The organism is Streptomyces sp. NBRC 110028, assembly GCF_001417735.1.
Classification (GTDB): Bacteria; Actinomycetota; Actinomycetes; order Streptomycetales; family Streptomycetaceae; genus Streptomyces.
This window is the reverse complement of sequence record NZ_BBUZ01000046.1, coordinates 39,420-64,971: the sequence shown is the minus strand read 5'-3', so window position 1 is coordinate 64,971 and position 25,552 is coordinate 39,420. Positions and strand designations below refer to the sequence as shown.

At 72.9% G+C, this 25,552-nt stretch carries 17 protein-coding genes; 5 read left to right on the top strand and 12 right to left on the bottom strand.

The features are described from left to right. The 8 genes from ASC60_RS33760 to ASC60_RS33725 form a co-directional block, all read right to left on the bottom strand. Positions 1-6,343, bottom strand: a 6,343-nt coding sequence (locus ASC60_RS33760; RefSeq protein WP_055557518.1) for a non-ribosomal peptide synthetase, incomplete at its 3' end; no start/stop codon positions are given. A gap of 96 nt (positions 6,344-6,439) precedes the next feature. After that, positions 6,440-7,723 (bottom strand): serine hydrolase, encoded by a 1,284-nt coding sequence (locus ASC60_RS33755; RefSeq protein WP_055557517.1) that lies wholly within the window; start codon positions 7,721-7,723, stop codon positions 6,440-6,442. A gap of 156 nt (positions 7,724-7,879) precedes the next feature. Next, positions 7,880-9,166 carry an MFS transporter gene (locus tag ASC60_RS33750; protein WP_159043373.1) on the bottom strand — a complete coding sequence of 429 codons (1,287 nt, stop codon included), beginning with the start codon at positions 9,164-9,166 and terminating at the stop codon, positions 7,880-7,882. Next, positions 9,159-10,184 (bottom strand): TauD/TfdA family dioxygenase, encoded by a 1,026-nt coding sequence (locus ASC60_RS33745; protein ID WP_055557515.1) that lies wholly within the window; start codon positions 10,182-10,184, stop codon positions 9,159-9,161. The genes ASC60_RS33750 and ASC60_RS33745 overlap by 8 nt, the downstream gene beginning before the upstream one ends. After that, positions 10,181-11,395 carry a pyridoxal phosphate-dependent aminotransferase gene (locus tag ASC60_RS33740; protein ID WP_055557514.1) on the bottom strand — a complete coding sequence of 405 codons (1,215 nt, stop codon included), beginning with the start codon at positions 11,393-11,395 and terminating at the stop codon, positions 10,181-10,183. The genes ASC60_RS33745 and ASC60_RS33740 overlap by 4 nt, the downstream gene beginning before the upstream one ends. After that, entirely contained in the window at positions 11,392-12,021 is a 630-nt protein-coding gene (gene leuD / locus ASC60_RS33735) for a 3-isopropylmalate dehydratase small subunit (RefSeq protein WP_055557513.1), read from the bottom strand. The genes ASC60_RS33740 and leuD overlap by 4 nt, the downstream gene beginning before the upstream one ends. A 10-nt stretch (positions 12,022-12,031) precedes the next feature. Next, a complete protein-coding gene (leuC, locus tag ASC60_RS33730; RefSeq protein ID WP_055557512.1) occupies positions 12,032-13,447 on the bottom strand; it encodes a 3-isopropylmalate dehydratase large subunit in 1,416 nt (471 codons plus the stop codon). Then, positions 13,444-14,628, bottom strand: coding sequence for a LeuA family protein (locus ASC60_RS33725; RefSeq protein ID WP_055557511.1), 1,185 nt, complete (start codon positions 14,626-14,628; stop codon positions 13,444-13,446). The genes leuC and ASC60_RS33725 overlap by 4 nt, the downstream gene beginning before the upstream one ends. An 824-nt stretch (positions 14,629-15,452) precedes the next feature. Between ASC60_RS33725 and ASC60_RS33720 the strand changes: the two genes are divergently transcribed. Next, positions 15,453-16,184, top strand: a complete 732-nt coding sequence (locus ASC60_RS33720; RefSeq protein WP_079038799.1) for an ATP-binding cassette domain-containing protein — start codon at positions 15,453-15,455, stop codon at positions 16,182-16,184. Positions 16,185-16,629: 445 nt separating this feature from the next. After that, positions 16,630-17,091 (top strand): hypothetical protein, encoded by a 462-nt coding sequence (locus ASC60_RS33715; protein ID WP_159043372.1) that lies wholly within the window; start codon positions 16,630-16,632, stop codon positions 17,089-17,091. A 135-nt stretch (positions 17,092-17,226) separates the two neighbouring features. Here ASC60_RS33715 and ASC60_RS33710 read toward each other — a convergent pair whose 3' ends face one another. After that, the gene (locus tag ASC60_RS33710; RefSeq protein WP_159043371.1) at positions 17,227-17,652 is read right to left on the bottom strand and encodes a hypothetical protein; all 426 of its coding nucleotides are present in this window, start codon (positions 17,650-17,652) and stop codon (positions 17,227-17,229) included. Positions 17,653-18,062: 410 nt separating this feature from the next. Here ASC60_RS33710 and ASC60_RS33705 point away from each other — a divergent pair, with 410 nt between their 5' ends. Together ASC60_RS33705 and trpC are read left to right on the top strand one after the other, a co-directional pair. Next, a complete protein-coding gene (locus ASC60_RS33705; protein ID WP_055557507.1) occupies positions 18,063-19,817 on the top strand; it encodes a 2-isopropylmalate synthase in 1,755 nt (584 codons plus the stop codon). Between the two features lie 32 nt (positions 19,818-19,849). Continuing rightward, positions 19,850-20,656 (top strand): indole-3-glycerol phosphate synthase TrpC, encoded by an 807-nt coding sequence (gene trpC / locus ASC60_RS33700; protein ID WP_234357241.1) that lies wholly within the window; start codon positions 19,850-19,852, stop codon positions 20,654-20,656. Between the two features lie 13 nt (positions 20,657-20,669). Here trpC and trpD read toward each other — a convergent pair whose 3' ends face one another. Further along, entirely contained in the window at positions 20,670-21,728 is a 1,059-nt protein-coding gene (gene trpD / locus ASC60_RS33695) for an anthranilate phosphoribosyltransferase (protein ID WP_055557505.1), read from the bottom strand. 152 nt (positions 21,729-21,880) lie between these two features. Between trpD and ASC60_RS33690 the strand changes: the two genes are divergently transcribed. Continuing rightward, on the top strand, positions 21,881-23,305 hold the full coding sequence (locus ASC60_RS33690; RefSeq protein ID WP_055557504.1) for a PLP-dependent aminotransferase family protein: 1,425 nt from the start codon (positions 21,881-21,883) through the stop codon (positions 23,303-23,305). Positions 23,306-23,320: 15 nt separating this feature from the next. On the opposite strand, the gene ASC60_RS33685 is transcribed toward ASC60_RS33690, so the two are convergent. Together ASC60_RS33685 and ASC60_RS33680 are read right to left on the bottom strand one after the other, a co-directional pair. Next, positions 23,321-23,893 (bottom strand): aminodeoxychorismate/anthranilate synthase component II, encoded by a 573-nt coding sequence (locus tag ASC60_RS33685; protein WP_055557503.1) that lies wholly within the window; start codon positions 23,891-23,893, stop codon positions 23,321-23,323. Next, on the bottom strand, positions 23,890-25,476 hold the full coding sequence (locus tag ASC60_RS33680) for an anthranilate synthase component I family protein (RefSeq protein ID WP_079038797.1): 1,587 nt from the start codon (positions 25,474-25,476) through the stop codon (positions 23,890-23,892). The genes ASC60_RS33685 and ASC60_RS33680 overlap by 4 nt, the downstream gene beginning before the upstream one ends. Positions 25,477-25,552: the final 76 nt, after the last annotated feature.

The following is a 25,552-nucleotide window of genomic DNA, read 5'->3' as shown; positions in this document are numbered from 1 at the left end:
CGGTGAAGACCGCGCGCACCGAGACGGTGACGCCGATGTCCTCGCGGATACGGGAGACGGTCTGCAGGGTGAGGACGGAACTGGCGCCCAGGGCCGCCAGGTCGTCCAGGACGCCGATCCGCTCGATGCCCAGGACCTGTTCCCAGATGCGGGCCAGGGCCTTCTCCACGGCGTTGCGGGGCGCGGTGTAGGCGCGCCGGCCGTCCGGCCGGGCCGGGGGCTTCGGCAGGGCGTTGCGGTCGATCTTGCCGCTGCTGGTCTCCGGGAAGGTGTCCAGCACCAGGATGTGCGACGGGACCATGTACTCGGGCAGATCGGCGCCGAGCCGTGCGCGCAGCCGCTCCGGGTCCGGTTCGCCGTCGCCGTCGGGCACCACATACCCGGTCAGCACCGCGGACCCGGAGCCGCCCCCGTCCGCGACCACCGCGGCCTTGGCCACGCCGGGCAGCCGCAGCAGGGCGTTCTCCACCTCGCCCAGCTCGATGCGGTAGCCGCGGACCTTGACCTGGTTGTCCAGCCGCCCCAGGAAGTCCAGGTCGCCGTCGGGCAGCCACCGTACGAGGTCGCCCGTACGGTACAGCCGCTCCCGCGGGGCGAAGGGGTTGGGGACGAAGCGCTCCGCGGTCAGCTCCGGACGGCCCAGATAGCCGCGGGCCAGCCCCCGGCCGCCGACGTACAGCTCGCCGGGCACGCCGATCGGCACCGGGTTGCGCCGCTCGTCGAGCACGTACGTACGGGTCCCGGTGATGGCCGTGCCGATCGACGGCAGCCGGTCGTCGGAGGCGTCACCGCGCATCCGCAGCACGGCCGCCGTGGTCAGCACCGTGGCCTCGGTCGGGCCGTAGTGGTTGACGAGGGTGAAGGGGGCGTCCGCGGGCAGCCTGCGGCGGACCACGTCGGCGCCGGTGAGCATGTAGCGCAGCCGGCCCTTGTGGACACCGGGCTGGTCCAGTACGGATTCCAGCCGTGGCGCCGGGACCACGGCGAGCGTGATGCCGTGGTCGGCGATCCACTCGGTGAGCAGGTACGGGTCGTCGAGCTGCGCGTCGGGGACGAACCACAGGCTCGCCCCGGCGGCGAGGTTGCCCCACTGCTCCAGCACGGTCGGGTCGAAGCCCGGCGCCACCAGCTGCGAGGCCCGGTCCGCCGGGCCCACCTGGTAGTAGTCGCGGTACCACCACAGGAGGTTCAGCACATTGCCGTGCTCGATCTGCACACCCTTGGGCTGACCCGTGGAACCCGAGGTGTAGAACACGTACGCCAGATCGTGGCGGCCGGTTTCCACGCCGGGCGGGCCGTCCACGGCCTCCCCCTCGGCGTCCTCCACGTACAGCGTCCGGCCGCCCTCGGGGACCGGGCCGTCCGCCAGGTGCCGCTGGGTGACCACGACGGGCACCCCGGCGTCGCGCAGCATGTACGCGGCCCGGTCCGCGGGGAGCGCCGGGTCCAGCGGCAGACAGGCGCCGCCCGCCTTGAGGACGGCGAGCTGCCCCACGGTCATCTCCATGCCGCGCGCGGCCCGTACGGCCACCACCGTGCCCGGACGCACCCCGCACGCCACGAGACGGTGGGCCAGCGCGTCGGCCCACGCGTGCAGCTCGCCGAAGGTCAGCTCCCGGTCGGCGCAGACCACGGCGGACGCCCGCGGCGCCCGGCGCGCCTGCTCGGCGAGGAGCGCGTGCACGCTCCGGTGGCCGGTGTCGGCCGGGGACGCGGCGGGGTGGCTCCACTCCTCGGTGACCAGCCGCCGTTCCCGCTCCGTCATCAGCGGCAGCCCGCCCAGGGCGCGCTCCGCCCCGGAGGACATCGCGGCCAGCAGCACCAGCAGGTGTTCCGCCATCCGCTCGACGGTGGAGCGGTCGAACAGGTCGGTGTTGTACTCCATCCGGCAGGACAACGCGCCGTTCCGGTCCTCGAACTCCAGGCCCAGGTCGAACATGGCGGTGGCCCTGGGGACGGTGATCTCCTCGGCCCGCAGCCGGGCGGAGCCGACGGTCTGCACCCGCTTGAGGGTCACCGCCACCTGGAACAGCGGGGTGCGGCTGGGATCCCGCTCCGGCTGAAGCTCCTCGACCAGGCGGTCGAAGGGCAGCTCCTGGTGGGTGAGCGCCTCCAGGACGGTGCGCCGGGTCTCGGCCAGGAACTCCGCGACCGTCATCTCCGGACGGACCTCGCCGCGCAGGACGAGGGTGTTGACGAAGTAGCCCAGCACGTTCTCCAGCTCGACGCGGTCGCGCCCGGAGACGATCGTGCCCACCGCCACGTCCGACTGACGGCCGTAGCGGGACAGCAGCAGCTGCACCGCCGCCACCAGCGTGCCGAACAGCGTGGTCTGCTGCTCCCGGCTCAACTCGGCTATTCGATGCGCCAGTTCGGCGGGGACGGGGAAGACGTGCTCGTCGCCCGCCGAGGTACGGACGGGCGGACGGGGACGGTCGGTCGGCAGCTCCAGCGGGCTCACCCCGGCCAGCCGCTGCCGCCAGTACTCCAGATCCTCGCGCGGCCCGGCGCCGCTGCGCCGCTCCTCCTCGGCCCGCTGCCACCCGGCGTAGTCCGCGTAGCTCACCGGCAGCGGGTCCAGGCCCGCCGCCGTGCCCGTCGCGGCCTCCTCGTACAGGGCGCAGAACTCCCGCGCCAGCACGTCCTTGGACCAGCCGTCGGTGATGATGTGGTGCATGTCCAGCAGCAGGACGTGTTCCCGCTCGGCCAGGCGCACCAGCGCCACCCGCAGCAGCGGCCCGTGGCGCAGGTCGAAGGAGGCGGCCGCGTGTTCGCGCAGCGTCCGCTCCAGCTCCGGGCCGCGCTCGGCCGCCGGGCGCCCGGACAGGTCCAGGTGGCGCACCGGAACCGGCCCGGGGGCGTGCACCCGCTGGGTGCCCTGGCCGTCCACGACGTCGAAGGTGGTGCGCAGCGCCTCGTGGCGCTCCACCAGCGCCCGCAGCGCGCGCTCGGCCGCCCCGGGGTCCAGCTCGCCGGTCAGCCGCAGCGCCAGGGGCGAGTTGTACTCGGTGCCGCCGGGCTCGTACTCGTGCAGGAACCACAGCCGTCGCTGTCCGTACGACAGGGGCAGCGGCCCGTCGTGGTCCGCCCGGCGCGGGGCGGACCCGGCGGGGGGACCGCCCAGGCGCTGGGCGAGCGCGGCCACGGTGGGGGCCTCGAACAGCGTCCGTACCGACACCTCGCCGTCCAGGACCGCCCGGACGCGGCTGACCAGGCGGGTGGCGAGCAGGGAGTGCCCGCCCAGGTCGAAGAAGCTGTCGTCGATGCCGATCCGGTCGACGCCCAGCACCTCGCAGAACAGGTCGTGCAGCTGCTCCTCGCGGGCCACGCGGGGCGCGCGCCGGGCGGTGGCCGGTGCCAGGGCGGGCACCGGCAGCGCGGCGCGGTCGGCCTTGCCGTTCGGGGTCAGCGGCAGCTCCGCCAGGGGCACGACCACGGCCGGGACCATGTAGTCGGGCAGCGTGGCCGCGACGTGCTCCCGCAGCCGCGAGGGTTCCGGCCGCCGGCCGGCGGCCGGGACGGTGTACGCCAGCAGCCGCACATCGCCCGGACGGATCTCCTTGGCCACCACCACGGCCTTGGCCACGTCGGCGTGGCGCTCCAGCACCGTCTCGATCTCGCCGAGTTCGATGCGGAAGCCGCGGACCTTGACCTGGTGGTCACCGCGGCCCAGGAACTCCAGGTTGCCGTCGGCGGCCCAGCGGGCCACGTCGCCCGTGCGGTACAGCCGCGCCCCCGGCTCGCCCGACCAGGGGTCGGCCACGAAGCGCTCGGCGGTGAGGCCGGGGCGGCCCTGGTAGCCGTGGGCGAGCCCGGCCCCGCCGATGTAGAGGTCACCGGCCACGCCGGTGGGCACCGGCCGCAGCGCGGCGTCCAGCACGTAGATCCGGGTGTTGGCGATGGGCCTGCCGATGGCCGGAGCGCCCGGTCGGCGCTCCAGCCGCGCGGCGGTGGACCAGATCGTGGTCTCCGTCGGGCCGTAGAGGTTGACGGCCTCGGCGCCCAGCTCCCGCATGGTTGCGGCAAGCGCGCTGGGCAGCGCCTCACCGCCGACGGCCATCCGCAGTCCCCGTACGGCCTGCGGCTGCTGCTCGCACAGCGCGTGCCACAGGCTGGGGGTGGCCTGCATGACGGTGGTGCCGGTGGTGGTGATCAGCTCCGCGAGGGCCTGTGGGTCGCGGACGGTGTCCTGGTCGGCGAGGACCAGGGTGGCCCCGCGGGTCAGCGGGAGGTACAGCTCCAGGGCGGCGATGTCGAAGGCGATCGTGGTGACCGCCGTCCACACGTCGGCGGGGGTGAGCGGCAGCAGTTCGCCCATCGAGGACAGGAAGTTGGCCAGCGCTCGCCTGCCGACGACCACGCCCTTGGGCCTGCCGGTCGAGCCGGAGGTGTAGATGACGTACGCGGCCTGGTCGGCGCCGCCCAGGGTGCGGCGCGCCGTCTCGACCGGCGCGGTGTCCGGCAGCGCGGCCAGTTCCCGCGCGGTGTCCGCGTCGTCCAGTACGAGGGTGGCGGCCCCGCTCGCGGACAGCCGTCCGGCGGTGCGGGTGTCGGTGACGACGGTGACGGGTCCGGTGTCCGACAGGGCGTAGGTGATGCGCTCGGCCGGGTACTCCGGGTCGATGGGCAGATACGCCGCTCCGGTCTTGGCGACCGCGAGCAGGCAGGCCACCAGATCGGTGCCGCGGGGGAGGACGAGGCCGACGAACGCGCCGGGGGCCGCGCCCCGCAGCGCCAGCGCCCGGGCGATGCGGTTGGCGCGGGCGTCCAGCTCCGCGTAGCTGGTGGTGCGGCCCGCGTACACCACGGCCGGTGCGTCGGGGCAGGCGCGCGCCCGGGCCTCGAAGAGGTCGGCGACCGTGCTGTCCGGTATCGGCCGCGCGGTCGCGTTCCACCGCGTCAGCAGACGGTCGCGCTCGGCGTCGTCCAGGATGTCGAAGGCGTCGAGCGCCCGCTCGGGGGCGTCGGTGGCGTCGGCCAGCAGCCGCAGGACGGCCTCGGCCATGCGGCGCGCGGTCGGCTCGTCGAACAGCTCGCGGCTGTAGTCGACCAGGATGTCCATGCCGCGCGGGGCGCCGTCCCGCTCCTCCGGCACCGCCCGCACGTGCAGGTCGTACGGCGAGCGGGTGGCGGGCACGTCCCAGGTGTGCGCCGCCAGATCGCCGAAGGTGTCCGGGGCGGGCACCGGCGCGGCGACATCGAGGACGACCTGGCACAACGGGTGCCGGTTCAGCGCCCGGTCCGGCCGCACCGCCTCCAGCAGCCACGGGAACGGCAGTTCGCCGTGGGCGCGGGCGGCGGCGGCCGTGGCCGCGCAGGAGCCCACCAGCTCCGTGAAGTTCACCCCGTCCGGTACGGCGGTGCGCAGCACCACGGTGTTCTCCAGCGGGCCCACCACGTCCGGTTCGGAGCGTGCGCGGGTGCTGACGGTGGTGCCCAGCGTGAGGTCCCGGGTCGCGGCGAAGCGGCCGAGGGCGGCGGCGAGCGCGGCGTGCAGCACGGCGAACACATCGGTGCCGGTGCGCTCGGCCAATGCCGCGACGGCCCGGTGGCGCCGGGTGTCCAGGCGCAGCCGGAGCCGGGCACCGGCGTACGTGGCGACGGCCGGACGGGTGCGGTCCGCCGGGAGCTGGAGCTGTTCCGGCGCCCCGGCCAGTGTGTCGCGCCAGAACTCCAGTTCGGACGCGGCCACCGCGGAGGGGCGCTCGGCGGTGCCGAGGACACCGGCCTGCCGGGCCGCCGACCGCGCGTACTGCGCGGGCCGGTCCCCGTCCGCCGGACGCCCGCCACGGGCGCGTACGGCGTAGGCGGCGGCCAGGTCGCCCAGCAGGGGCCGCCAGGACGCCTCGTCCCCCGCCACCCGGTGCAGCACCAGCAGCAGGACGTGGGCGTCGGGGGCGATGGAGAACACCTCGGCGCGCAGCGGGATGTCACGGGTCAGGTCGAAGCGGCGGCCCGCCGCCCCGGCCAGCTCCTCGTCGAGCGTGTCCGCGTCGGTGGCGCGGACGGCCAGCCCGGCGAACGGCTCGTGCGCGGGGCGCCGTTCGGGACGGCAGCGGCCTTCGTGCTCGGTGAGGACCGTACGCAGCAGATCGTGCCGGGCCAGCAGGTCGCCCAGCGCGTCCCTGAGCGCGGCGGGGTCGAGGGCCCCGGTCAGCCGCGTGGCGCGGGCGAGGGTCTCCCCGGCACCGGACTCCTGGAGACGGTTCAGGAACCACAGCCGACGCTGGACCGGTGACAGCCCGTCGCCTTCCGTGGCCGCTACCGGAGTTTTCGGTGAATCCGGTGAATCCAGTGACTGCGACGGGGAGGAAACCCGCCGGATGCCGCCTGTTCCTGTCACTTCCATACTCCAGCGAAAAGTCGTCCGAGAAGGCGGGCAGCCTCCGTATGGGGAAACTCGGCGGTCCGTTGCCGAGAATTGACCGGGCCGTTCCTGTTACGGCATCTCTTTGCGCAGCACGCGTCCGGCGAATTGCATGAGGGAGCCGTTTGCGGGATCCGGGCGGCTCAGGAACCGGCCCGCGTACGGGGCTTCGGGGATATCGGTGCGATGGGCGCGGAAGACGCCGTGGCCGTCGACGTCGAGGCGGTAGCGCGCCCCGGTGTCGTCTTCGAGATGGAGCGGCGCGCCGGCCTCGCCGCCGGTGACGCGGTACTCCAGGGTGCCGTTGACCCAGGTGCCCACCCGGTCCCCGGCGGCCGCGGGGACCGCCGCCGGACGCGGCCGGGCTTCCGGGGCCGCTTCCGGGGCCGGGGCCGGGCCGACGTCCGTGCCCTCGGCGCGGAGCCGGTCGGTGAGGCCGCGCCACAGCGCCAGCCCCGCCGTGGAGTCGGTGACCAGGGCCAGGACGGTGCCGTCCCGCGGACGCACCCGCAGGTTGCAGGTGGTGCCCGCGCCCATGGCGTCCAGCCCGAGCCAGGGCCGGTCCCCGCGGCCGTAACGGGCCCAGCCCAGCCCCCAGCCGTCGGCGAGCCCGTACGGCTCGGCGCCCGGCACCGGGCGCCGCATCTGCGCCACGCCGTCGTCGTCGAGCAGCGCGCCGAGCGCCCGGTCGCGCGCCTCGGTGTGCAGCCGGGCGAAGGCCACCAGGTCCTCGGCGGTCCCGGCCAGCGCCGCCGCCGGGGCCAGGGCCGCGGGCACCCGGGGCTCCAGCGGTACGGCCCCCGCGGCGGTGACCGCGTGGCCGGAGGCGATCGCCGGGCCGGGCACCGACGGCCCCGGGCCCGGCACATAGGCGGGGGTGATGCCGAGCGGGTGCAGCAGGAAGGAGTCCATGGCCTCGCGCCAGGGCGTGCCGGTCACCGACTCGATCAGCCGGCCGGCGAGCGCGAAGCCGGTGTTGGAGTAGGAGAAGGCGCTGCCGGGCGGGAACAGCAGGGCCGGCTTTCCGGCGGCGGCCGCGTAACCGCGCGGGCTCAGCTCCCCGTCGTCCAGGTCGCACACCAGACCGCCGGTGTGGCTCAGGAGGTGCCGCGCGGTCACCACGGCCCCCAGCCCGTTCGGCGCGGCGGCGAACTCCTCGCCGTACCGGCCCAGCGGAGCGTCCAGTTCGACATCGCCGTCGCCGACGAGCTGCAGGGCCACGGTCGCGGTGAACAGCTTGGTGACGGAGGCGAAGGGAAAGCGCAGCGCCGCCGTCTGCGGTCCGCCGACATGCGCCACCTGTATTTCCGAGCCGTCGAACAGGGCGAACTGGGCGCGGGAGACGCCGAATTCCATGGCTGTACGGTGAAAATGGGCGACAAGCTCTGATGACACCACGGAATCCCCCTCCGCTTTTCTTTCCGTGACGAGTGGCGGACAGCCTGAAACTAGCATCAGCGATTTCGGGAGGGCAGCGTCCTTAAGCCGACCACGAAAAGCGCTGGTTGACGCTCATTCGCCCTGGGCTCCGCCCGCGCCGCCGTCGGAGTGGGCGCGGATGGCACCGCTGACGGTGGCCCGCAGGGCCAGCAGCGCCAGGACCGCCGTGGCCGCCAGCACCGTGACCGTCGCCCCGGAGAACTCCAGCAGCGCCCCGCCCGCCACCGGCCCCAGGGCGGAGGCCGCGCCCAGGCTCACCCCGATCGCACCGGCCAGCCTGCCGCGCATCTCATCCGGCGTGATCAGCATCTGGTGCGTGGTGATGATCGCCGACGCGGTCGGCGCGAGGAAGACCACACAGCCGAGCACCGCCCCGTGCACGTACCCGGCGGGCAGCACCGCGAGGAGCGGTACCAGTACGGTCGCCCCCCACGTCAGCAGCGTCACCGCGGAGTACGTCGACAGCCGCAGCCGCAGCCGGGGCGCGGCAAGGGCGCCCAGCACGCCACCGGCGCCCGTCAGCGCCCCGATCGCCCCGACCTGGGACCCGGCTCCGTCCTGCTGCGCCAGGCCGATGGCCACCAGCAGCAGCCCGCTGAAGACCGCGTTGAAGCCCATGGTGAGACCGACCGTGACCCGCAGCAGACGGTTCGCGCACAGCCAGCGCAGGCCCGTCACCGTGCTGCGCCACAGCCCCTGGGCGCCGTCGGGGGTGCTCCGCTCCCGCTCCTCGGGGGTCCGCAGGAACAGCAGTGTGCCGAACGCGGCCAGCGAGGTCACCGCCTGCGCGCCGAACGGCAGCACCCGCGCCACGTTGTAGAGCACCCCGCCGAGGCCGGGGCCCACGATCGTGGCGACGTGGTAGCGCGCGGTGTTGCGCGCCACCGCCGACGACAGCTGGGACCGGGGCACGACCTGGGGCAACAACGCCTGGTCGGCGGCGCTGAACAGCGCGGTGGCCACGCCCTCGACCACGGCCACCGCCAGGATCAGGGCGAGCGGGGCCCACCCGGTGGCGATGGCGACCGCCAGCGCCCCCAGCGCCAGGGCCCGGGCGATCTCGGAGACCAGCAGCACCCGCTTGCGCGGCATACGGTCCGTCAGCGCGCCGGCGGGCAGCCCCGCCGCCATCCGGGAGGCGGCGACGGCGAACTCCACCAGCGAGGCCTGGAACACCGACCCCGTCATGGCCAGTACCAGCAGCGGATAGGCGAACAACGTGGCCTGGGAGCCCAGCTGCGAGAGCACGTTGCTGCTCCACAGCAGGTTGTACGCACGGTTGCGGGACAGCGGACGGAGCGGAGCCTCGGCCGTCCGTCCGCTGTCCCGCGCCGTACCCGCCCCGGCCCGCTCAGTCACCGCGCACTGCCGAGCCGCCACCGGGCAGCGCGGTCCGCTCCACGGGGCGCAGCCGCGCCCAGGACAGCGCGTCGGCCATGCTCACGAACAGCTCGCGGGGCGGCACGAACGGGGCCCTGCCGTGCGCCACGCTCAGGTTGTCCACGATCAGCACGTCACCGGTCCGGGCGTGCACGTCCAGTTCGTGCCCGCGGTAGGCGGCGTGCAGCGCCTCCATGACGTCCTGCCCGATCTCCGAGCCGTCGGCGTGGAAGGTGTTCGTCGGGATTCCCCAGGGGCCGTACTCCTCCAGCAGCAGCTCGGCGAGGTCCTTCTTCAGCGCGCTGGAGTTGAAGAACGTCATGTGGTTGAACCAGGACTTCACCCCGGTCTCCGGATGCGTGGCCACCGCCCAGCGCAGCTGCCGGGTCTGGAGGTGGTCCTCGGCCAGCCACTGGACCTCGATGCCGTTGTCCGCGCAGTAGCGGCGCACCTGGTCCCGGTCCTCGGTGGCGAACGCCTCCTGCCAGGACAGGCCGAGACCGGGCAGGAAGTTGCGCACCAGGAGGTAGCCCTCCTTGTCGAACCGCTCGACGATCTCGCGCGGCAGGGCGTCGTGGATGGCCCGGCAGTCGGCGAGCCGGCTCGCCCCGCCCTCGGGGGCGCCCTGCTTGCAGAAGAAGAACAGATAGCGCGGGACGTTGAGGTTGTAGGACTGCTCGGTGTGAAGGAAGATCTCCTCGGTCGGCGGGTGGTCCGTCGCAGTGAACACACCGGGGTGCAGCTCGGTGCGGGGTGAGGAGCGCTCGGTGTAGTCCAGCGGCGCGCTCACGACGTGCTTGACGAAGGCGTCCAGGTCGTCCCAGCCGGCCCACTGGTATCCGCTCAAGAGCGCGGCGCCGTGCTCGACGACACGTTCGCGGATGAACGGGCCGTGCTGGACCCCCAGTTCGGTCAGCGCGGGGCGGTCCGGGCTGGACACCTCGCACACCAGGCCGCCGTGCCGGGGCTCGGTGTCCAGGTGGATCGCAGCGGTCATGGGAACGTACTCCTCTGTTTCGCGGATGGTGCCGGGCCGCCGTTCAGGCGCCGGTGGGCTTCGAGGAGGGTGGCCTCGGGGCGGTTGAAGGCGACTCGCACATACCGGGTACCGCGCCGGCCCTCGGCGAAGAACGGGGTGGCCGGGGCCAGGAGCACCCCGGTCCGCTGGGCCAGCTCGCGGACGAACCGGGGACTCGGCGCCCGGGTGAGGCCACCGATCCCGGCCATCACATAGACCCCGCCCTCGGGCACGGCGCAGTCGAAGCCCGCCGCGGTGAGCATCCGCACCGCGTGGTCGCGCAGGGGCCGCATCGACCCGGCCGGGTCCCAGCCGTCCGCCAGGGCCGGGCCGCCGTGCGCGAGGGCGTGCTGCAGGGGCGACGCGGCCCCGCCGGTGGTGGCGACGTGCACCTGGCGCAGCAGCCGCGTCCACGGTTCGGGGGCGCGCATGTACCCCAGGCGCCATCCGCTGACGGAATGGCTCTTGGAGAAGCTGCCCAGCACGATGCTCCGGTCGGCGAGGCCCGGGACCTCGGCCGCCGAACGGTGCGGTGCGCCGTCGTAGACGTAACTCGCGTAGACCTCGTCGGAGACGGCGACCACGTCCCACCTCGCGCACAACTCGGCGATCAGGCCCAGTTCCTCGCCGGTCAGCAGCCGCCCGGTGGGGTTGGACGGGCTGTTGATGACGATGGCCCTGGTGCGCGGGCCGAACGCGGCGGTGAGCGCCGCCGGGTCCGGGGCCCAGCCGGGGCCGTCGGCCGACACGACCCGGGGAACGCCGCCGGCCAGCGCGATGGCGCTGAGGAAGTTCTCGTAGAACGGCTCCAGGACGATCACCTCGTCACCGGGGTCGACACAGGCCAGCAGGGCCACCGCGAGCGCCTCGCTGGCGCCCGCGGTGACCGTCAGCTCCGTACGGGGGTCGGGGCGGCCGGGCAGGGAGTGGGCGATCCACTCGCGCAGCCGCGTGTTCCCCGCCGGGTCCTCGTACTGGTGGACGCCCTCCTGAAGGGCGTGGACGGCCTGCTTGACCAGCTCGGGCGGCGTGGCGGGCCACCCGGGGGTGCCGACGGCGAGGTTCACCACATCGCCGCCGGTGGCCTCCATGAGCAGCCCGGCCAGGCCACCCGCGGGCAGTTGGCGCACACGTTCCGCGCCGAGCGGGTGGCCGGCCGGGCCGGCGGCGGGCGGTGGCACCGCGGTCATCGTGCTCCCTCGGCGACGGCGAACTCGGCCGCCGACCCGCGGGGGATCGTCGGCAGCCACGACGGGCGCCGCCGTTCGTACGCGTCGATCAGGGTGCCGCGCCGCAGCGTCAGCTCGATGGTGTCCAGGCCCTGCAGCAGCAGTTCGCGGGCGCGCTGATCGACCTCGAAGTCGAAAGCGCGGTCACCGGCCCGCAGCCGCAGCTCCTGAAGGTCGACGGTGACCGTGAACGACGGGTCGCGCTCGGCCTCCCGCATCAGCTCCTGGACCACCTCCAGCGGCTGGTCGACCGGGACCAGGCCGTTGTTCATGGCGTTGCGGCGGAAGATGTCACCGAAGCCGGTGGCCACGACGGCGACGAAGCCGCCGTCCTTCAGGGCCCACACCGCGTGCTCCCGCGAGCTGCCGATGCCGAAGTTGCGGCCCGCGAGCAGGACGGTCGCGCCCGAGTGCTCCGGACGGTTGAGGAAGAAGGCGGGGTCCTCGCGCCAGCGGGCGAACAGGGCGTCCTCGTAGCCGCTCTTCACGACCCGCTTGCAGTACTCGGCCGGGACGATCTGGTCGGTGTCGATGTCGTCGCGGCGCAGGGCCACCGCCCGCCCGGTGTGTGTGATCAGGGGTTGCATGGACCTTCTCTCATCCCAGGTCGGCGGGGGCCGACAGACGTCCGGTCACCGCCGTCGCGGCGGCGACCACCGGCGACACCAAGTGGGTGCGGGCGGTGGCGCCCTGCCGGCCTTCGTAGTTGCGGTTGGAGGTGGAAGCCGACCGCTGCGGCCCGGTGAGGCGGTCGGTGTTCATGCCCAGGCACATCGAGCAGCCCGGCAGCCGCCACTCGGCGCCCGCGTCGGCGAACACCTTGTGCAGGCCCTCCTCCTCGGCCTGCTCGCGCACCTGCATGGAGCCGGGGACGACGAGCAGCCGGGTGGAGTCGGCCACCTTGCGGCCGCGCAGCACATCGGCGGCGGCGCGCAGGTCCTCGATGCGGCCGTTGGTGCACGAGCCGAGGAAGACCACGTCGATGGGGACTTCGCGCAGCGGGGTGCCCGGCTTCAGGTCCATGTACGCCAGGGCCTGCTCGGCCGCCGCCCGCTCCACTTGGTCGGTGAAGGCCTCGGGCGCGGGTACCCGCTCGCTCAGCGGCACCGTCTGGCTGGGGTTGGTGCCCCAGGTCACCAGCGGGCTCAGACCCGACACATCCAGTTCGACGGTCCGGTCGAAGGTGGCGCCGTCGTCGGTGCGCAGCGTCCGCCAGTGGGCGAGGGCGGCTTCCCGGTCGGCGCCGCGCGGTGCGTGCGGACGCCCTTCGAGATAGGCGAAGGTGGTCTCGTCGGGAGCCACCAGACCGGCCCGGGCGCCCGCCTCGATGCTCATGTTGCACAGCGTCATGCGGGCTTCCATGGACAGCGCCCGGACCGCCGCGCCGCGGTATTCGATGATGTGGCCCTGGGCGCCGTTGGCGCCGATCTGCGCGATCAGGGCGAGGATCAGGTCCTTGGCGCCCACGCCCGCGGGCAGTTCGCCGCTGAACTCCACCGCCATGGTCCTGGGCCGCCCGATGGACAGGCACTGGGTGGCCAGCACGTGCTCGACATCGCTGGTGCCGATGCCGAAGGCGAGCGCCCCGAACGCACCGTGCGTGGAGGTGTGGCTGTCGCCGCAGACGATCGCCATGCCGGGTTGTACGAGCCCCAGCTGCGGGCCGACCACGTGCACGATGCCCTGCCGCCGGTGGCCGAGCTGGTACAGCTCCACCCCGTAGGTCTCGCAGTTGCGCCGCAGGGTGTCGATCTGGGTGCGGCTGACCGGGTCCGCGATCACCGTCGAGTCCGTGGGGACGTTGTGGTCCTCCAGCGCGACGGTCAGCTCCGGGCGCCGTACGGTGCGCTCCGCGAGCCGGAGGCCGTCGAACGCCTGCGGGGAGGTGGCCTCGTGGGTCAGGTGCAGATCGATGTAGAGCAGGTCGGGCTCGCCATCGGCACGGTGCACGACATGGCTGTCCCACAGCTTTTCGGCGAGGGTGGTGAGGGCGCCGTCCGGGGTGGTGGTCATCGTGCGCCCGCCCCGGCCGGCTGGGCGAAGCGTTCGGCGAGGCTCGCCCGTACGACGTGCAGCTCGTCGCACTCGCCACCGGAGCGGCTGGCGATGTACTCGTGGTACAGCTCGTCCAGCAGCTCGGGCGTGGCGGGCACGTCGAGCTGGTCGAGCAGATGCGCCAGGATGCCACGGCCGGAGTGGCGGCCGACCAGCATCGAACGCTCACGGCCCACCCGGGTGGGCTCGAGGTATTCGTACGTCTCCGGGCGCGCCAGCATCCCGGCCTGGTGGATCCCGGCCTGGGTGGCGAAGGAGTACTCGCCGAAGATGGCCTTGTTGCGCGGCGTCGGCATCGAAATCGCCCGCGTCAGCACCTGGTACGCCGCGTACAGCCGCTCGGTCCTGATCGCGGTCGTGAAGCCGTAGTGCTCCGCCTTGTACACCAGGACGGCGGCGAGCTCCTCCAGGGCCGCGTTTCCGGCGCGCTCGCCGATCCCGCCGAGCGTCACCTGCATCTCGTCGGCACCGGCCTCGAGGCCCGCGAGCGTGTTGGCGACGGCGAGGCCGAAGTCGTCGTGGCAGTGGATGGACAGCGTGGTGCTCGCGGGGATCCACTGGCGCACGGCGTGCGTGAGGTCGGCGAACTCGCCGGGCACCATGCACCCGGAGGTCTCGCCCAGCGCGAGCGTGGTGGCACCCGCTTCCACGGCGATCTCGCAGTAGCCGCGCAGCAGGTCGTGCTCGCCCCGGCTGGCGTCCTCGATGCCGATGGAGATGTCGGTGACGCCGAGCTCCTTGGCGACCTTGACGGCCGCCCGCACCTCGGAGTACGCCTGCTCGCGGGTGATGCCGCGCTTGTGCTCCAGGTGCAGGTCGCTGCCGGTGACCAGGAGCTGGATCTGGTGCCGCTCGGTGCCGCCCGCCTCGACGGCGACCTCCACGTCCTTGGGCACCGACCGGCAGAACGAGGCGAGCCGGGCGCCCTTCAGCCGCTCGGACATCATCCGGGTCGCCTTGAAGTCCGTGTGCGAGGCGGCCGGGAACCCGGTTTCGATGACGTCGACGCCCAGGCTCTCGATCGCCAGCGCCACTTCGAGCTTCTGCTCCGCCGTCATGGCATTTCCGGGTGCCTGCTCGCCGTCCCGGAGCGTGGTGTCGAATACGGATATTCTGCGGGGTTCTGATGTGGTGCTCATCTGCGAAACCTTCCCCCAATACCGTCATCGGCGGCTCTTCGCCGTCTCGGCGGCAAACGGTGACTTGGTGACGTGCCGGAGCCGTCAAAAACGGAATCCGGCATGCCGACTTGTCCGGGGGCACTCGGGGAAACTCCCCATCTCCCTGAGCGCGCTCTCCTTGGTGAGGGTTACCCTGCCGGGCCGCGACCGGGTTCGCTACGTCTTTTCGCGGGCGCCAAATAGCCCTGGTCGAAGCCCGGTGCGCGGGCGGGAGAGTGGCGGGGGCGGGTGCAGAGAACTGCACCCGTGGACTGCAGGGAGCTTGACTGACGGCGCGACTTCCCCGGCGTTAGGCTCGCTGAGCAGCTGGCCCAACCATCGGGTCGTGCGGCTCTTCATTCCTCACGGCGAACAGGAAACACGATGTCTCAATGGCAGCCCCAAAAGGAACGTCGGTTGTGGCCATGGGTGTTGCTGGCCATCGTGGCTGTGGGCGTCGTCATCAACGTGACGCTCAGCCTGACGTAGCTCCCGTCACCCCGTCGGGGCCGGCGACTCCCCAGCCGACCCCGGGCGCCCCCTCCTCAGGCGGCACGTCGCGTACGAGGCAGTGGTGATCCCCCAGCCACTGTCCTCCTTCGCGGGCGGCCGCCTGTGTGCTGTCCCAGGGCGCTCACCGGATGCGACGCCTGGTCGGCACCGCGTCCGCTCGGCGACCCCTCTTTTTCCGTAGCACACCCGCACCAGTACCGACGCGCCCCGCGTCACTGGTGAGATGAGGACACTTCTGCGGCTACGCTCCCTCAGGGACGGCACTTGGCTGTTCTGGGGAAGTGTGAGACATGTTTGACGTGGAATCAGCCGAGGGCATGCGTCCCGAGCCCATGGTTCTCTCTCTGGACGACGTCGCGATGAGCTTCGGCGAGGGGGCCGACCGTGTGCACGCGCTGCGGGGGGTGAGCCTCGGCGTGCGGCCCGGCCGCTTCCTCGCGGTCATGGGAAGGCCCGGCTCCGGGAAGACCACGTTGCTGCGCTGCCTGGCCGGGGACATCGATCCCACCTCCGGAACGGTGCGGCGCGGCGCCGGGGAGCGCGGCGCCGCGATTCTGGCCGACCTCGCCCACCCCACCGGCGCCGCCGACGAGCCCCGGCCCACCGGCCGGGTGGCCGACTACGTGGAGGGGAACGCCGGGTGCCTCGGCGCCGCCAGGCTGCGGAGGCTCTACAAGACGACCGGCCTGTGGACGCACCGCCGCGCGGCGATCGGGGAACTGCCCGCCGCGCAGGCCCGTCACCTCGTCATCGCGCGGTCGCTCGCCCACGACCCGGATCTGCTCCTGGTCGACGAGCCCGCGGGGCTCCGCCCGGCCGATGAGTCGAGGGAGCTGGCCCAGCTGCTGCGCCGCGTGTCGGACTCCATGGGGACCGCTGTCGTGATGGTGACGGTCGACAACGTCGCCGCGGCCCAGGCCGACGCGGTGATCCTCCTGCAGGGTGGCCTCATCGTCGACGCACTCGCCGGAGCCACTCCCGAGCGGATCGGCGCATGCCTCGCGACCACCTCACCGGCGTGAACATTCCGCGGACAATGGCCCCGCCGACCTGCCGGGTGCAGCTAGCTGCACCCGGCTGTGGGCGGGGACTCCACTATTCGAGGGCGCGAACGCGCCGTAAGGTAGGGGTAGTTGAGTGACCCCTGAAACTGGAGGAGCCGCAAGCGCCTCAGAGGGGCCACTCGTCTTCAAGCCGCCTCGTGGCATTGCCCTGCACCCGATGCGCCTGATGGGACGTGGCGGCCGAGGGAAACCGGGCGGCTGAGCAGGTTTCGATGGGGGAAAAATGCGGCGTATCCGTTTTGCGTCCGGTGGTGTGCCGGTGACGCGCATACTGACCGAATCAGACCAATTTCGTGAGGCTCTGTTTGCCCTGGAGATGCTGGGGCGCGATGCCGGCGGGTGGACCTTCAGGCGATGGCGCAAGAGAGTGGCCCGCCACCGTGCGGTGAGGGATCTCGTCACCATGGCCAGAACCGTACGGCCCTTTCCGGACATGGACCAGATCGTGCAGCGCGCCTGTTCCCCTCTGGGCGGTGACGCCGACGGGTGTGGCCCCGAGCCCCAATTGGTCGCGGACGTCCGTGAGTTCCACCGGATCGCGGTGGCTCCGTACCGTGATCACATCGACCGGTTCCTGGAGGCCGACCGGGCCACGCGCCGGGACATCGCGCTCACGCACGGGCCGGAGGGGCTGCTCAGCACCCTGCACCCGTCGATTCGCTGGTCGTTCCCGGTGCTGGAGGTCCCCACGCCGCACGATGAGGACCTGGAGCTCGACACCCGGGGGCTGCTGCTCTCCCCCTCGCTCTTCCTCACATCCCGCTCTCCGCGGGTCCTGGGCCCGTCCCCGGACGACGGAATCCCCACCCTGTTCTACCCCGTGACCCCGGAGCGCGGCTGGCGGATGCCGGCGAGGACGCCGTGACCGCTCGGCGCATGGCCGCCCAGCTTTCCTGAAGTGAGCAGGACGCCTCGGGAGACGGGGGATTGACCCGAGGCGTCCAGCTTGGGAGAGCCCGCCCGGACGGCGGACGGCCACGTTGTCAGGATGGCCGGGACATCAGAAGTCTTTGGAGTCGAGGCAGGTCTTCCGCAGGTCCGACAGCCGGTCGTTCTGCTCTTTCAGATAACCGACCACGGTACGCGGGCCATGGTCCTTCGGTTTGGCCTCGCGCAGCGAATCGGCGGTGGACTCGATGACCTTCCGCAGCGTGTCGTCCGTCGCGTCGTCACCGAGCCGGTCGAGCTCGTCGGCACGCTTCTGGACATCGCGCTCGGCCTTCTCGGCGTCCTTCGGAAACGGATTGAAGAGCGTGAGCTTCACAATCTTCACGCACAATTCCCCGCGATCCGCCGCCTTCTGTGTCGAGTCGCAGGCCGCGGTGGTGAGAATCATGGCCCCGACGGCCGATAGGGACAGCATGGCCGCGCCGCGCATTCTGCCGATCCGTCGGATGGTGTGTCCTTTTTCCTTGGCTGAACGCATCTGATCGCCCCCTCGCACGGCCCTGGTCCATCGGCGGACTCGTTCGTTCGATGGATTCCATTGTGCGCACCGCGGCCGGCGCCGGCAGTGGGGCAGGCACCCCAAGGGCGGTGCAGTTCACTGCACCGCGTGAGGGCAGCCCGCTGCCGAGAAGGAACCGGCCGCCCGGCCAGGCTCATTTCGTGTCGCCTTAAACGTCTGGCAACCCCCGCCCGCTGAGCGGCAATCTGTACCCGTTCTGACATCCCTCCGGAGCATTTCTGGAGCGTGGTCCCGGGGCGAATTGATCGCTGGCCGACGCCCAGAAGTCAGGCTCTTCTTCCTGGCATTCAGCCACTCACATCCCGCATTCAGCCACCCACATCCCATCGTCCTGGCGGCTCGTCCGCGCGGACGGGTACGGAGGAGCAATGGACGCATCACCGACGGACGCAGGGCACCGTCCGGCCGGAGCGGACCGTGGTCTGCAACGGCCGAGCCGGATGCCGCTGGGGAAGTACCTCCCGTACGAGCCGATCGGGCTGGAGGACCGTACCTGGCCCGGACGCCGTGCGGAGCGTGCCCCACTGTGGTGCAGCGTCGATCTGCGGGACGGGAACCAGGCCCTCATCGAGCCCATGGACGTCGTCCGCAAGCGCCGGATGTTCGACCTGCTGGTGTCCCTCGGCTTCAAAGAGATCGAGGTGGGATATCCGACGTCCTCGCAGGACGACCACGACTTCCTCCGGCATCTCATCGACACCGACGCCATCCCCGACGACGTCGTCATCCAGGTGATGGCGCCCATCCGCGGCGACTTCATCGCGCGCACCGTCAAGGCCCTGGAAGGCGCGCCCCGCGCCGTCGTCCAGATCTTCAACCCGACCTCGGAGGTCCAGCGCCGGGTCGTGTTCCGCGCCGACCGCGAGCAGACGCGCCGGATGGCCCTCGACGGGGCCGAACAGCTGCTGGCGTTCCAGGAGTCCCTGCCCGGTACCGAGTTGTTCCTCCAGTACGCGCCGGAGTCCTACACCCAGACGGAGCCCGACTTCGCGCTCGACGTCTGCAACAGCGTGCTCGACTTCTGGGCACCGCGGGCCCGGCACACCTTCCGGATCAATCTGCCGGCGACGGTCGAGGTCTTCCCGCCCCAGGAGTACGCCGACCGCATCGAATACATGAGCCGCAACCTCGCCCACCGCGACCGGACCCTGCTCTCCGCCCATCCGCACAACGACCGGGGCTCCGGCGTCGCCGCCGCCGAGATGGCGGTCCTGGCGGGCGCCGACCGTGTGGAGGGCACCCTCTTCGGCAACGGCGAGCGCACCGGCAACGTCTGCCTCGTCACCCTCGCCATGAACCTGTTCTCGCAGGGCGTCGATCCGATGGTGGACCTCAGCGACATCGACGGGATCCGCCGGGTGGCCGAGGAGTGCACCCGCATGCCCGTACCCGCCCGCCACCCGTGGGCCGGCGACTTCGTCTACACCTCGTTCGCCGGCACCCACCAGGACGCCATCGCCAAGGGGCTCAAGGCCCGCCAGGAGTCGTCCCAGGTGCGGTGGGACGTGCCGTACCTGCCCATCGACCCCCGCGACATCGGCCGGGACTATCAGGCGCTGATCCGGATCAACACCCAGTCCGGCAAGGGCGGCATCGTCCATCTCCTGCGCACCGGGCACGGCCTGGAGCTGCCCCGCCGGCTGCAGATCGACTTCGCCGCCGTCATGCAGAAGATCTGCGAGCGCACGGGCGGCGAGATCACGGCGCCGGAGCTGTGGGCGGCCTTCCAGGAGCGGTACGTCCTGCCCGGGCGCGCCGAGTCCCTGCCGGACCCCTGCCCGCCGTCGGCCGCCGCGACCGCGACGGGCGGCGTCGAGGAGTGGTTCGCCCTCGCGCGCACGGCCCTCGACGCCCATGGCCTCGAAGGCCACGTTCAGGAGGTGACCGTCCAGGGCCCGATGGGCGGCCGCGACGAACGCGCCGCCTACTGCGAGATCGGCTGCGGCCCCCGCGCCTTCTGGGGGGTGGGCATCGACACGGCACAGGACCAGGCGGTACGGGCCGCCGTACGCTCCGCCGTCCACCGCATGCGCGACTACGCGCGGGACGGCGAACCCCGGCTGCTCCCGGGCGCCGGAGGCGACGTCCGCGCCCGCGGCCTTCGGCCCTCGACGCTCGTATGACGCCGCCGCGGATGAGGAACGGGAGAGAAGCGGTGACGGGGAAGAACGTGCTCCAGGGCATCGTCCGGGGGGTGCGCGCGGACGTCGAGGCGCGCAGGGCCCGGGTGAGCCTCGACGCGCTGCGCGACCGGGTGGCATCCGCGCCGCCCGCCCTGGACGGCGTCGCGGCGCTGCGCCACCCGGCGGGAGTGCGGGTCATCGCCGAGATCAAGCGGGCCAGCCCGTCCAAGGGCAGGCTGGCCGAGATCGGGGACCCGGCCGGACTCGCCGCCGGGTACGAGGCCGGTGGCGCGGCGGCGATCAGCGTGCTCACCGAGGAGCGGCGGTTCGGCGGTTCGCTCGCGGACCTCGACGCGGTACGGGCCCGGGTCCGGGTGCCGGTGCTGCGCAAGGATTTCGTCGTCACGCCCTACCAGGTGTGGGAGGCCCGCGCGCACGGGGCGGATCTGCTGCTGCTCATCGTGGCCGCCCTGCACCAGCGGGACCTCGTCTCCCTGGTGAAGCTGGCCGGTGAGGTGGGCCTGACCCCGCTGGTCGAGGTGCACGACGCCGAGGAGGCCGACCGGGCGGTGGCCGCCGGCGCCCCGGTGATCGGGATCAACGCGCGCGACCTGAGGACCCTGACCATCGACCGCGCCCTCTTTCCGCGGCTGGCCCACCGCGTCCCCGACGATCTGGTCCGGGTCGCGGAGTCCGGCATCCGGGGCCCCGAGGACGTGGCGGCCTGTGCCGGCTGGGGCGCGGACGCCGTCCTGGTGGGGGAGACGCTCGTCAAGGACGGCAGCCCGGCGGACGCGGTGGCCCGCATGGTCCGCGCGGGCCGGGCCGCCCAGGGCTGACCACCGCCGCCCGTCAGGGCGTCCCGGCCAGCTTCGCGGTGACGGCGGCCCAGCGTTCCAGGACGTGTGCGGCCGCTCCCGAGTCGATGGCCCGGGCGCCCAGCCCGACCCCGGCGACCAGCCGTTCCGCCACCGGCCGGTCTCCGGGGTCGAGCGCCGCGAGACCCGCGGCGGCCGACAGCAGCACCGCGTCCCGGACCGGGCCGCGGGCGCCCGCGAACACCTCGCGTGCCACCTCGGCGTTGTGCGCGGCGTCACCGCCGCGCAGCGCGTCCGGTGCCGCGTGGCCGATGCCGATGTCGGCGGGGTCGAACTCCTCGGCCCTGACCCGTCCGTCGACGACCGACCAGACCTTGGAGGTAGTGGTGACCGTCAGCTCGTCGAGCCCGTCGTCGCCCCGGAAGACGAGGGCGGAGACACCGCGCCGGGCCAGCACCTCGGCCACCAGCGGGGCCAGCCGGGGATCGGCCACCCCGACCGCCCGGGCGGCGGGCGACGCGGGATTGGTCAGCGGGCCGAGCGCGTTGAAGACGGTCGGGACCCCCAGCTCGCGCCGGGTGGCCGACGCCTGCCGCATGGCCGGGTGGAACAGCGGGGCGAAGCAGAACGTGATGCCGACCTCCTCGGCCGGCTGGGCCACCTGGTCGACCGGCAGGTCGAGCCGGACACCGAGCCGTTCGAGCACATCGGCGGAGCCACAGGCCGAGGACGCCGAGCGGTTGCCGTGCTTGACCACCCGCGCCCCGGCGCCCGCCGCGACGATGGCCGCCATGGTGGAGATGTTGACGGTGTTCGCCCCGTCGCCACCGGTGCCCACGATGTCCAGGGCGGGGCCGGGAACGTCCAGGGGGACGGCGTGCGCCTCCATGGTCCGGACGAACCCCGCGATCTCGTCGGCCGTCTCGCCCTTGGCGCGCAAGCCGACCAGCAGGCCCGCCAGTTGCGCGGGAGTCGTCAGCCCGCGCATCACCTGATCCAGCGCCCAGGCGGAGTCCGCCGTCGTCAGATCCTCGCCGGCCAAAAGCGCCGCCAGCAGCCCGGACCAGGTGCGTCTGTGCTTTTCCGCAGTCACTGTCGATTCCCTTCCGACGCTTCCCTTCGGAGGCTTCCCTCCGGACAACTGGCCCGCGTATTCCCGGAATCAGTGTGCGGGCCGGCGAGAAGGACCTGCCAGACCAGTAGGCGCGAGTGAATCCAGACCACTTCACGGGAGAAAGAAACCAGATGGCACTGCACGCCCTGATCGATGTGTCCCGGGAATCCGAGGTCCCCCTGACGGTCCAGATCCAGTGGAGAATACGAAAGGAGATCGGGGCGGGCGTTCTGCACCCGGGCACCCGGCTGCCCTCCAGCCGCCGCCTCGCCGAAGACCTCGGCGTGTCCCGCAGCGTGGTGGTGGAGGCCTACGGCCAGCTCATCGCCGAGGGCTATCTGGAGGCGGTGCAGGGCTCGGGCACCCGGGTGGTTCCGCACGCCGCCCGGGGCACCACGAGCGCCACCCTCGCCGACGACGGGCACATCCCCGCGGTGCGCTGGGACCTGCGCCCCAGCGCCGCCGGCACCGCGAACTTCCCGCACCGCGAGTGGCTCTCCTCGTACCAGAGCGCCCTGCGGACCGCCGGGCGCCGGGGCCTGGACTACCCGCCGCTCTCCGGCGTCGCCGAGCTGCGCCTCGAACTGGCCCGCTACCTCGGCCGGGTGCACGGCGTATGGACCACACCCGACCAGGTCATGGTCGTCTCCGGATTCGCCCAGGCGCTCGGCCTGCTGTGCGCCGTGCTGCCACGCCTGGGCATCGACCGGCTCGGCGTGGAGTCGCCCTGCCACCACAGGCAGCGCACGTTCGTGCGGGAGGCCGGGCTGATGCCGTGCGCCGTCCCCGTGGACGAACACGGCATCGACGTGGCCGCGCTGGCCAGGACCGGGGTGCGCGCGGTCCTGGTGACCCCGTCCCACCAGTTCCCCACGGGTGTCACCCTCGGCCCCGAGCGGCGTGCGGCGCTCGTGCGCTGGGCCGAGGACGTGGACGGCTGGGTGATCGAGGACGACTACGACGGAGACCTCTGGCTGGCCCACGGCCCCCGCCCGGGGGCGCTGCAGCACCTGGCGCCGGAGCGCGTCGTCTACGCCGGTACCGCCAGCAAATCCCTCGCCCCCGGTCTGCGGCTGGGCTGGCTCGCGGTACCGGCCCCGCTGGTCGCCCCGCTGGAGCGGGCCCGTGCCCAGCGGGACCTGGGCTCCGACACCCTGACCCAGCTCACCTTCGCCGACCTGCTGCGCACCGGGCTGTTCGACCGGCATCTGCGGCGCGAGCGCTCCCGGCTGCGGGGGCGCCGGGACACCCTGGAACAGGCCGTGCGCCGCCATCTGCCCGAGGCGCGGATCGCCGGGTCCCCGGGCGGCCTCCACGTGTGGCTGCGGCTGCCCCGCCATGTCGACGAGGGCGCGCTGGTCGCGGCGGCGCTGCGAAGATCCGTCCTGGTCAGGGGCGGGCGCCGGTACAACGACCCGTCGTGGCCGACGGGCCCCGCCCTGGCCGTGGGGTACACGGCGCCGCCCCGGTCGGGCATCGCGGAGGCGATGCGGGAGCTGGGCGACGCCTACGCCGAGGTACGGAACGCCTGGCCGGTGCCGGCGGGCGCCGTCTGACCCCCGTACGTGCCGTCAGTGGGCGGCGACCGACAGGAAGTTCCCGAACAGGTCCATACCGCCCTCCGTGGCGATGCTCTCCGGGTGGAACTGGACCCCCTCGACCGGCAGCGTGCGATGCCGCAGCCCCATGACATAGCCGTCGTCGGTGGCGGTGGCCGTCACCACCAGCTCGTCCGGCAGCGGCTGGGAGACGACCAGGGAGTGGTACCGGGTCGCCACCGTCGTACCGGTCAGGCCCCGGAAGACCCCTTCGCCGTCGTGCCGCACCATGCTGGTCCTGCCGTGCATCAGGTGGTCGGCCGTCTCGACCCGGCCGCCGAAGGCCAGGCCGATCGCCTGATGGCCCAGGCAGACGCCGAGCAGCGGGACCCGGCCCGCGAACTGATGGACGAGTTCGACGTGACCTGACGCCGCCGGATGCCCGGGTCCGGGGCCCAGGACGACCGCGTCCGGGCGGAGCGCCTCCAGCTCCTCGGGGGTGCGGGTACCGGAGCGGACCACCTGCGTATGGACACCCAGGGTGCGCAGATAGGCGTCGATGATGTGGACGAAACTGTCATACGCGTCGATCAGCAGGACGTTCACGGCACCAGTTCCTCACCGGTCAGCGCCCAGTAGGCGGCTCCCATCTTGGCCAGGGTCTCGTCCCACTCCGCCTCGGCCGTCGACTGGGCGACGATGCCCGCCGAACTCTGCGTGGCGAAGCCGCGCCCGTCGTAGGTGATCGTGCGGATGCACAGGGCGAGTTCGCTCCAGCCGCGCACGTCGACGAGGCCGACCGCCCCGGCGTAGATCCCCCGGGGCTCTTCCTCCAGACCGTCGATGATCTCCATGGCGCGCAGCTTCGGGGCGCCGGTCATCGTGCCCGCCGGGAAGGTCGCGCACAGCGTCCGCCACACGTCCGCGTCCGGCTCCAGGCGGCCCGTCACGGTCGAGACGAGATGGAAGACGTGCGAGAACGCCTCCACCGTCATCACGCCCTCCACGGCCAGCGAGCCCGGGCTGCTCACCCTGGCGATGTCGTTCCGGCACAGGTCGACGAGCATGATGTGCTCGGCCTGCTCCTTGACGCTGGCCAGCAGCTCCACGACGCGCCGCTCGTTCTCCTCCGGCACCGGCCCGCGCCGCGTCGTCCCGGCGATGGGCCGCATGACGACCTCGTCCCCTGCCGTCCGGAACAGCAGCTCGGGGCTGGCCCCGATCAGCATGCCCCCGGCCCGCGGACACAGGTACATATAAGGCGAAGGGTTCCGGAACCGCAGCCTGCGGTACACCTCCAGCGGCGTGAGCGCCGTCTCCACGTCGATGCGGTGGCCGACCTGGATCTGGTAGATGTCCCCGACCCTGATGTGCTCCAGGCACCGTCGCACCCAGCCGAGGAAGGTGTCGCGCGAGACGCTGTCCCGTACCGCGCGCGGCGCCGGAGCCGGAGGGCACACCGGGCCCTCGCCGGCCGGTGCGGCGGCCGCCCGGGCCGCCGCCGCGACCGCGGGCGCGCCGGAGGCGGGGAAGTCCGCGCAGCCGGCGCTCAGCAGGCTCGCTCCCGACCCGTCCAGCTCGTACCAGACGGTGTCCCGGAAGAGGGTGAACGTCGCGTCGGGGCCGCCCCGGGCGGCGTCGCGCTCCGGCAGCCGTTCCATGTGCCAGGCGGCCCCGTAGCCCAGGGTGGTGAGGAAGCCGAAGGCGTACGCCTCCCCGGGGACGTCCGTCTCCACGGCGAACAGCCGCTGCGCCCGGCGCATCAGCTCCCACACCTGCCCGGAGCGGTCGAAGTCCCTCCGGTGCGCGGTGCCCCGGGGGCCGTCCGGCGCGGTCATCCCGCTCTGCTCGGAGACGGCCAGCAGGGCGTCCCGCAGTGGCTCCGCACCGTCGACCTCGATGTGCCGGGCGAAGACCCGCACCTCGGCCAGCCGGCCGCAGCCCACCACCGCGGAGCGGCAGTCCGCCTCGGGCCCGTTCCGGCTCTCGAAGAGGAAGACCTGGTCCTGCCCCAGTTCGGCGCCGAGTTCCGCGTACAGCCGCAGCGGCTCGTGCGGGGGAAGCGCCGTCCGGCCGACCCGCACGGTGAACGACGGCGACCCGGCCCGGACCGGTGGCGGCCCGTCGACGGCCGGTGGCCCGTCCACGGCCGGACGCGCGGCCTCGCCGACGGTCGTCGTAGCTGGCATCTCATGTCCTCTCTTTTCCTGGGCCGGTCCATTCCGGCGTCCCCGGTGCGCCAAACCCAATCAGCAGGCCGCCGGG